Source organism: Azospirillum sp. (assembly GCF_035628975.1).
GTDB lineage: Bacteria > Pseudomonadota > Alphaproteobacteria > Azospirillales > Azospirillaceae > Azospirillum.
This window is the reverse complement of sequence record NZ_DASPIS010000091.1, coordinates 1-8388: the sequence shown is the minus strand read 5'-3', so window position 1 is coordinate 8388 and position 8388 is coordinate 1. Positions and strand designations below refer to the sequence as shown.

The 8388-nt window shown below is 69.0% G+C and carries 5 protein-coding genes; all 5 read left to right on the top strand.

Going from position 1 to position 8388, the window contains the following annotated elements:
* The first annotated feature begins 57 nt into the window (after positions 1 to 57).
* The 5 genes from VD964_RS19660 to VD964_RS19640 all read left to right on the top strand — a co-directional run bounded on the left by VD964_RS19660 (position 58) and on the right by VD964_RS19640 (position 7790).
* On the top strand, positions 58 to 2742 hold the full coding sequence (locus tag VD964_RS19660) for a 2-oxoglutarate dehydrogenase E1 component (RefSeq protein WP_324870203.1): 2685 nt from the start codon (positions 58 to 60) through the stop codon (positions 2740 to 2742).
* A gap of 73 nt (positions 2743 to 2815) precedes the next feature.
* Positions 2816 to 4519 carry an acyl-CoA dehydrogenase family protein gene (locus VD964_RS19655; RefSeq protein ID WP_324870202.1) on the top strand — a complete coding sequence of 568 codons (1704 nt, stop codon included), beginning with the start codon at positions 2816 to 2818 and terminating at the stop codon, positions 4517 to 4519.
* A gap of 111 nt (positions 4520 to 4630) precedes the next feature.
* On the top strand, positions 4631 to 5590 hold the full coding sequence (locus VD964_RS19650; protein WP_324870201.1) for a LysR family transcriptional regulator: 960 nt from the start codon (positions 4631 to 4633) through the stop codon (positions 5588 to 5590).
* 149 nt (positions 5591 to 5739) lie between these two features.
* Positions 5740 to 6492 carry a glucose 1-dehydrogenase gene (locus tag VD964_RS19645; protein WP_149227553.1) on the top strand — a complete coding sequence of 251 codons (753 nt, stop codon included), beginning with the start codon at positions 5740 to 5742 and terminating at the stop codon, positions 6490 to 6492.
* A gap of 92 nt (positions 6493 to 6584) precedes the next feature.
* A complete protein-coding gene (locus VD964_RS19640) occupies positions 6585 to 7790 on the top strand; it encodes a CoA transferase (protein WP_324870200.1) in 1206 nt (401 codons plus the stop codon).
* The last annotated feature ends 598 nt before the right edge of the window (positions 7791 to 8388 follow it).

Below are 8388 nucleotides of genomic sequence, written 5' to 3'. Positions count from 1 at the left end.
GAACTGTTCCCAACCGCCTCAAACGACGGATGTTCAACCGCATGAACGGTAAGCGCCATGTCTAGGCCGTCCTCTCCGCTCAACGCCGCCGGGGCCGCCTATCTCGAAGCGCTGCAGGAGCGCTTCCGCGACGATCCCGCGTCGGTGGACGTGAGCTGGCGCGCCGTCTTCCAGATCCTGGACGAGCTGGGCGCGGTCGCTCCGGACTTGTCGGCATCCGGCGGGCCGGCGACCGATCGGCCGTCGCTTCAGCACGAGGAAATCCGCCAGCGCGGCCATGCCGCCGCCGCCCTCGATCCGCTGGGCCGCGCCGCGCCTCCCGCCGGGCCGGCGTCCGGGGATGCGGAGACCATGCGGCTGCGCCGGCTCTATCAGGGCACGCTGACGCTGGAAACCGCCCATATCGACGATCCGGCCCTGCGGTCCTGGCTGCGCGACGCCTATGAGGGGGCCGCTGCCGCCCTGCCGGCGGAGGCCCGTCGCCGGGCGTTGTCGCTGCTGAGCGCGGCGGAGGAGTTCGAAAGGCTGCTGGGCACCCGCTACCCGACGAAGAAGCGGTTCGGCGCGGAGGGGATGGAGACGCTGATTCCGCTGCTGGACCGCATCCTGGCTGTGGCCGCGGCTGCGGGCGTCACCGAGGTGCAGGTCGGGACCATGCATCGCGGACGGCTCAGCCTGATGGCCAATGTGCTGGGCAAACCCCTGGTCGAGCTGTTCGCCGGCATCAAGGGCATGCATCCCTTCCAGGCCGACCCGCCGGTTCCTGCCGACGTCCCCTATCACATGGGGGTGGAAAGCAGCCTGTCCTTCGGCGAAGGGACGCTGGCGCTGACCCTGTCCCCCAACCCGTCGCATCTGGAAGCGATCAATCCGGTCACTCTGGGCCGTGCGCGGGCGCGCCAGGATCTGCTCCGGGAGCAGGGCGGCGAGGCGCGCCGGGTGCTGTGCGTGCTGCTGCACACCGACGCCAGCGTGATCGGCCAGGGCAGCGTGACCGAGGCGCTGCAACTGTCCGGCGTCGCCGGCTTCACCGTTGCCGGCACCATCCATGTCATCGTCAACAACCAGATCGGCTTCACCACCGAACGCGACGAGGCGCGGACCTCCCTCCATTGCACCGGGCTGTGGAAGGCGGTGGACAGCCCCATCCTGCACGTCAACGCCGACGATCCGGACGCGGCGCTGCGGGCCGCCGACCTCGCGGTCGCCTTCCGGCAGGCGCACGGGCGAGATGCGGTGATCGACCTCGTCGGCTACCGCCGCAACGGTCACAACGAGATCGACGAGCCGCGCTTCACCCAGCCGCTGGATTACGCGGCGATCGACGCCCACCCGCCCGTCCGCGCGCTCTATGCCGGGCGTCTGGCCGCCGACGGGGTGGTCGGGGAGGGCGCGGTCGACGCTCTTGCCGCCGGGCACAAGGCCCGCTTCCAGGAGGCGTTGGCCGCCGCCGCCGATCACCGGCCGAACCATGACGGCTTCCCCGGCGGACGCTGGGCGCCGTTCGGTTCCGGCGGGTCTGCCTCTGGTGGATCGGCCGCCGTCGAACCGGACACCGGCATCGGCCCCGACCGGCTGAAGGCTCTGCTGGCGGCGCTGGCCGCCATTCCGGATGGCCTGACCGTCGACCGCAAGGTGGAGCGCGTCATCCGCCGCCGCGCCGAGGAGCCGCTTGACTGGGCGACCGGCGAGGCGCTGGCCTTCGCCACGTTGCTGGCCGACGGGGTGCCGGTGCGGTTGACCGGCCAGGACGTGGTGCGCGGCGCCTTCTCCCACCGGCATTTCGCTTTGACGGATGCCGTCACCGGGAAGCGCCATGTCAGCCTGAACCATCTGAGCGTTGCCCAGGGCCGCTTCGACGTGGTCAACAGCCCGCTGTCGGAATATGCCGTGCTCGGCTTCGAATACGGCTACAGCCTGGAACGGCCCGACGCGCTGGTGATCTGGGAGGCGCAGTTCGGCGATTTCGCCAACGGCGCCCAGATCATGATCGACCAGTTCATCGTGAGCGCGGAAGACAAGTGGCGCCAACCCTCCGGCCTGGTCATCCTGCTGCCGCACGGTCTGGAAGGGCAGGGTCCGGAGCATTCCTCCGCCCGGCCGGAGCGCTTCCTTCAGATGGCGGCACGCGGCAACATCCGCATCGCGCATCCGTCCACCCCGGCGAATTACTTCCACCTGCTGCGCCGGCAGATGCTGCGGCGCGACCGCAAGCCGCTGGTGGTGCTGAGCCCGAAGACGCTGCTGCGCCTGCCGGCGGCGGTATCGGCGCTGGCCGACTTCGCGCCCGGCACCGGGTTCCAGCCGGTCGTCGTCACCGCCAGCGAGCGCGTCAGTCGCATCCTGCTGTGCAGCGGCAAGCTGGCTTATGAGCTGGAGCGGGAACGCGCCGCCCTGGGTGTCGAGGATGTGGCGGTGGTGCGGCTGGAGATGCTGTATCCGTTGCCCGAGGCCGAACTGTCGGCTCTGTTCCGCCGTTGGCCGGACGCATGCTGCCTGTGGGTGCAGGAGGAGCCGGAAAACCTGGGCGCCTGGACCTACCTCGACCGCCGGCTGGAGGCATTGCGGGGGGCTGCCGGCTGCGCCGAGCCGCGCGTCGCCTGCGTGGCCCGTGCCGAGGCGGCCTCGCCCGCCGGCAGCTTCCACGGCGATCACGACGCCGACCAGCGCCGGCTGGTCGAGCAGGCCTTCGCCGGAGTGGCCATCGCCCTGCCGTCCCGCGGAAAAGCGGCAGCGGAGTGACGAGCCGCCCGTCTTCAGCGACAGTTTGACCTGATAGCAAACACCGTACAACGAACACCGGGGAAACGCGCCGATGTCTTCCACCTTGAGCACCGTCAGCCCGTCCGAAGCCCATCCGCATCTGCTTCCCGACTTGCTGCAGGCCACGGCCTCGGCGCTCGACGCGGTGGCGCAGCTGGCCAAGGCGGCGGAGCGCGGCGTAGCGGCGCTGGTGGCGCCGGATGGGCGCGTGGACGCCGCACTGCTCGACCGCCATCAGGTGGCGGCGCATGGCTTCGCCTGGGTCGCCACCTATGCCGAGGCGCTGCGCCAGATGCGGGGCTGGGCGGAACGGCTGGACCGCGCCGGCCGGCTGGGCGAGCTGGAAAAAGCCATGCTCCAGGCGGCATTCGGCGAGTATCTGGCCCAGCTCGACGGCGGTCTGGCGATGAGCCAGGGCGAGATCGTCCGTCCGTCTGATTTCGGGCTGGGCGAGGCGGAGCGGGACGCCTTCCGCACCGAGACGGTGCGCCGGCTGATCGCCGCCGGCAACGCTTCCGGCCTGCGGCTGCGCATCGCCGAGCTGCTGACCGATGCGCTGCATGGCGGCGGCTTCGGCGACGCGGCCCTGGAGGACGAGGCGCTGGACATGGTCCGCGACCAGTTCCGCCGCTTCGTGGCCGACGCGGTGGAGCCGCATGCCCACGACTGGCATCTGAAGGACGAGCTGATCCCACTTGCCGTCGTCGAGCAGATGGCGGAGATGGGCGTGTTCGGCCTGACCGTGCCGGAGGAGGACGGCGGGCTGGGCATGGGCAAGCTCGCCATGTGCGTGGTGACGGAGGAACTGTCGCGCGGCTACATCGGCGTCGGTTCTCTCGGCACCCGTGCGGAGATCGCGGCCGAACTGATCCGCATGGGCGGCACCGCCGAACAGCGGGCGCGCTGGCTGCCGCGCATCGCGTCGGGCGAGATCCTGCCGACCGCCGTGTTCACCGAACCCAACACCGGCTCCGACCTCGGCAGCCTGCGGACCCGTGCGGTGCTGGACGGCGATACCTATCGCGTCACCGGGGCGAAGACCTGGATCACCCATGGCAGCCGGTCGGATCTGATGACGCTGCTGGTGCGCACCGATCCGGACGCCCCCGGCTATCGCGGCCTGTCGATGCTGCTGGCCGAGAAGCCGCGCGGCACCGAGGATGATCCCTTTCCGGCGGAGGGCATGAGCGGCGGCGAGATCCCGGTGCTGGGCTATCGCGGCATGAAGGAATACGAAATCGGTTTCGACGGCTTCGCCGTTCCCAGTGAAAACCTGTTGGGCGGTGTGGAGGGCCAGGGCTTCAAGCAGCTGATGGCGACCTTCGAGTCCGCCCGCGTGCAGACCGCCGCCCGCGCCGTCGGCGTGGCGCAGAACGCCATGGAACTCGGCCTGCGCTATGCCCAGGAGCGCGTCCAGTTCGGCCGTCCGCTCTCCGCCTTCCCGCGCGTCGCCGGCAAACTGGCCTGGATGGCGGTGGAAACGATGATCGCCCGCCAATTGACCTATTTCGCCGCGCGGGAGAAGGACAGCGATCGCCGCTGCGACATCGAAGCCGGCATGGCGAAGCTTCTGGCCGCGCGCGTCGCCTGGTCGAATGCCGACAACGCCGTGCAGATCCACGGGGGCAACGGCTATGCCGTCGAATATCCGATCAGCCGTGTGCTGTGCGATGCCCGCATCCTGAATATCTTCGAAGGGGCGGCGGAAATCCAGGCCCAGGTTGTAGTGCGCGGCCTGCTCACCCGGCGCAATTGACGGCAGGGCGCAGCGGGGGACGGGGCAGGACTGACCTGCCGCGACTCCGCTTGTGTCATATCGGCGTATTCGCTATCCGACGCGGAGGCCGAACGACGAGACCCGCTGCTCATGGAACTTCTGGAACTGCGCTACTTCGTCCAGGTGGCCGAGCTTGGAAGCTTTTCCAAGGCATCGGTCAAGCTTGGCATCACCCAGCCTGCGCTCAGCCGGCAGGTCCAGAAGCTGGAGCACGAGCTGCGCACCAGCCTGTTCTACCGTCATGGGCGCGGCGTGTCGCTGACCCAGCAGGGGCGCAAGCTGTACGACGTGGTCCGTCATCTGCTGGGCGCACTGTCGGAGATCAAGGAGGAGATCCAAGACCAGTCGGAACGGCTGACCGGGTCCGTCACCTTGGGGCTGCCCCCATCGATCTGCGCCACGCTGGGGGCGCCGCTGGCCCGCCGGTTCCACGAGAACTATCCCGACGCCACGCTGCGCATCCACGAGGTGTTCAGCGGCACGCTGCTGGAATGGGTCGAGGGTGGACGCCTCGACCTCGCCGTCCTTTACGACGCCCGGCGCGGGCGCAGCATGCTGTCGTCGCCCCTGCTGGTGGAGAATCTGCTCCTGGTGCAGTCGGCTAAGGATGCCGGTGCCGGCAATGACGGACCTGTCGGGGTGGAGATGCTGGCCGACCTGCATTTCCTGCTGCCCGGCCTGGAGAACGGCCTGCGCCGGGTGGTCGATGCGGCGGTGCGCCGGGCCGACATCGATCTGCAGGTCGATATGGAGATCGACTCCGTCACCGCCATCAAACAATTGGTGGAGGAGGGAATGGGATCGACCATCCTTCCCTTCGGCGCCGTCCACCGCGAGGTGCGCCAAGGCCGGCTGATCGCGCGCGAAATCACGTCGAAGGACATGCACGCCATGCTGGTCACCGCGACGCCGTTGCATCAGCCGGTATCGAAGGCGACCCGCGCCCTGCTGCGGCTGATCCATGTCGAAGTCGTCAAATGCGTCGCCAACGGCGTGTTGAAGGGCAAGGTCGTCGCTCCCGGCAGCGCAGGGGAGAACAGCGCGCTTTGAAGGCGCCTTTTGACGGCGCCTGGGACCGTCCTACACTCCGTTATGCTTTGGCTGCTGATAGCAGTTATGACGGATGGTCCATAGCACGGCCCGTCCGGCGCGGATAGCCTCCCCCCATCACAACATAATCCCCTGGGGAGGAACCGAGAATGACGAAGCGCCTGGACGGCAAGGTTGCCCTGATCACCGGGGCGGCGCAGGGCCTGGGTCTTGCGATGGCCGAGACCTTCGTGCGCGAGGGCGCCCGCGTGGCGGTCGTGGACATCAACGGCGACGCCGCCCGTGCGGTGGCGGAGCGGCTGGGCGAGGCCGCCATCGGCATCGCCGCCAACGTCACCAAAACCGCCGATGTCGAGATGACCATCGCCGCCACGGTCGAGAAATTCGGGCGTCTCGACATCCTGGTGAACAATGCCGGCTCCACCCACGCCAACGGCCCGTTCGAGACCGTGACCGAAGAGGAGTTCGACCGCGTCTTCGCCCTGAACGTCAAGTCGATCTACCTCTATTCCAAGGCGGTGGTGGCGACGATGCGGGCGCAGAAGTCCGGCGTGATCCTCAATCTCGGCTCCACCGCCGGGTTGCGTCCGCGTCCGGGCCTAGTCTGGTACAACGCCACCAAGGGCGCGGTGCACAACATCACCCAGTCGCTGGCGCTGGAACTGGCGCCCGACAACATCCGCGTCTGCGCGCTGGCTCCGGTCGCCACCGAAACGCCGCTGCTCGCCACCTTCATGGGCGGCGACACCCCGGAAAAGCGGGCGCGCATGCTGGGCATCGTTCCGCTCGGCCGCCTGGGCCAGCCCTCCGACGTCGCCAACGCCGCGCTGTATCTCGCCTCCGACGAGGCGGCCTTCATCACCGGCGTGGTGCTGGAGATCGACGGCGGCCGGTGCGTCTGAGGATGGGTCGTGCAAGGTCGGGGCGTGTCTGCGCCCCGGCCTGACCGCCTCCCGCCGCCCTCTGCATCCACCCCGAGCGGAACCCGTCCCCCATGTCATCGCTACTTTCCGATCTGCGCATCGTAGAAGTCTCGGCCTTCGTCGCAGCTCCGCTGGGCGGCATGACGCTGGCCCAGCTGGGCGCGGAGGTGATCCGCATCGACCCCATCGGCGGCAACATCGACTATCGCCGCTGGCCGCTGACGCCCAACGGCACCAGCCTCTATTGGACGGCGCTGAACAAGGGGAAGCGGTCGGTCACCCTGGCGCTCGACAAGCCGGAGGGGCGGGAGATCGCCCAGGCCATCATCACCGCGTCGGGCGAGGATGCCGGCTTTCTGCTGACCAACCTGCCGGCCAGCGGCTGGATGGGCTATGAGGCGCTTTCCGCCAAGCGCGACGACCTGATCATGCTGCGGCTGACCGGCAATCCGGATGGATCGGCCGCGGTGGATTACACCGTCAACTGCGCCGGTGGATTTCCGATGGCGACCGGCAGGGGAGGGGAGCCGGTGAACCATGTCCTGCCGGCCTGGGACGTGGCGGCCGGCCTCTATCTCGCCACCGGGCTGCTGGCGGCCGACCGGCACCGGCGCCGCACCGGCCGGGGGCAGGAGGTGACGGTGGCGCTGGCCGACGTGATGCTGGCGACCGTCGGCAATCTCGGCTACCTCGCCGACGTCCGGGTGAATGGCACCGTGCGTCCGCCGATGGGCAACGACCTGTACGGCGCCTTTGGCCGCGACTTCCCCACCGCCGATGGGCGGCGCGCGATGGTCGTCGCCATTTCCAACCGCCAGTGGAATGCGCTCGGCAAGGCGACCGGGCTGGCCGACAGGCTGGCGATGATCGGCCCATTGATGGGCGTGGACATGGATGACGAAGGCGGACGCTTCCAGGCCCGCGATGCAATCTCCGCCGTGCTCACCCCCTGGTTCGCCGCGCGCACGCTGGCGGAGGTGGAGGGCGCGTTCGCCGGCTCGGGCGTGCTGTGGGGACCCTACCGTGATTTCGGCCAGCTCGTCGCCGAGGATGCGCGCTGCTCCACCGCCAACCCGCTTTTCCGTGAAATCGACCAGCCCGGCGTCGGGTCTCTGCTGGTTCCCGGATCGCCGCTCGGCTTTCCCGGCATGGGTGAGCGCACCGATCATCGCCCGGCCCCTGGTCTGGGGCAGGACACCGACGCGGTGCTGTCCGATCTGCTGGGGCTGCCTTCCGCGGAGATCGGCCGTCTTCATGATGCCGGCACCGTCGCGTAGAGGCCGTTTGACCGCCGGGTCGGCTGATGCGAGACTTCGCAGGCGTTGTTCAGAGCTTGTTCGTGACGGGGTCGTCCTGACCGGTGCTGCGCGGGATGCTACTTTACGCTGAACAGAGGTGTTGCGCCGGGTGCCCCGTCTTGTAGGGCTGTGAGCGTCGTCAACAACCTTCGGGTCAGCAGTCTATAGGCAGCGCCGTTCGTCCCGCCAACCTGTTCCATCTCCGCCGCGACCACCGTTCCGTCGCCGACTACCGGAAGGCCCGCGCCCAGGCGTTCCAGGTCTGGGCCGAAGTCGCCGGCGCGCCACTGGCGGCGTAATCCGCAGACCGCCGCCGCCGGCCGCGCCCTCACTCTGCCCGGCGGTCGACAAGTTGACGGTGCCGGAAGGTGTTCGGCAAGGGTGAGTGGCACCTGGAAAAGTATGGAGGCCAAGCGCGCCGGAGGGCACTGTCAACTGGTAACGTCCATGGGCGTGGTGGAAAAAGCGCCCATGAAGGATCGGGCTGGGGCCGGGCGAAGCTCTCACACAGCGTAGCCCGGCCCCAGCCCGATCCTCCGCCTCGCAGGCGGTGTGTTCGGCGGCAGGAGGTGGTCAT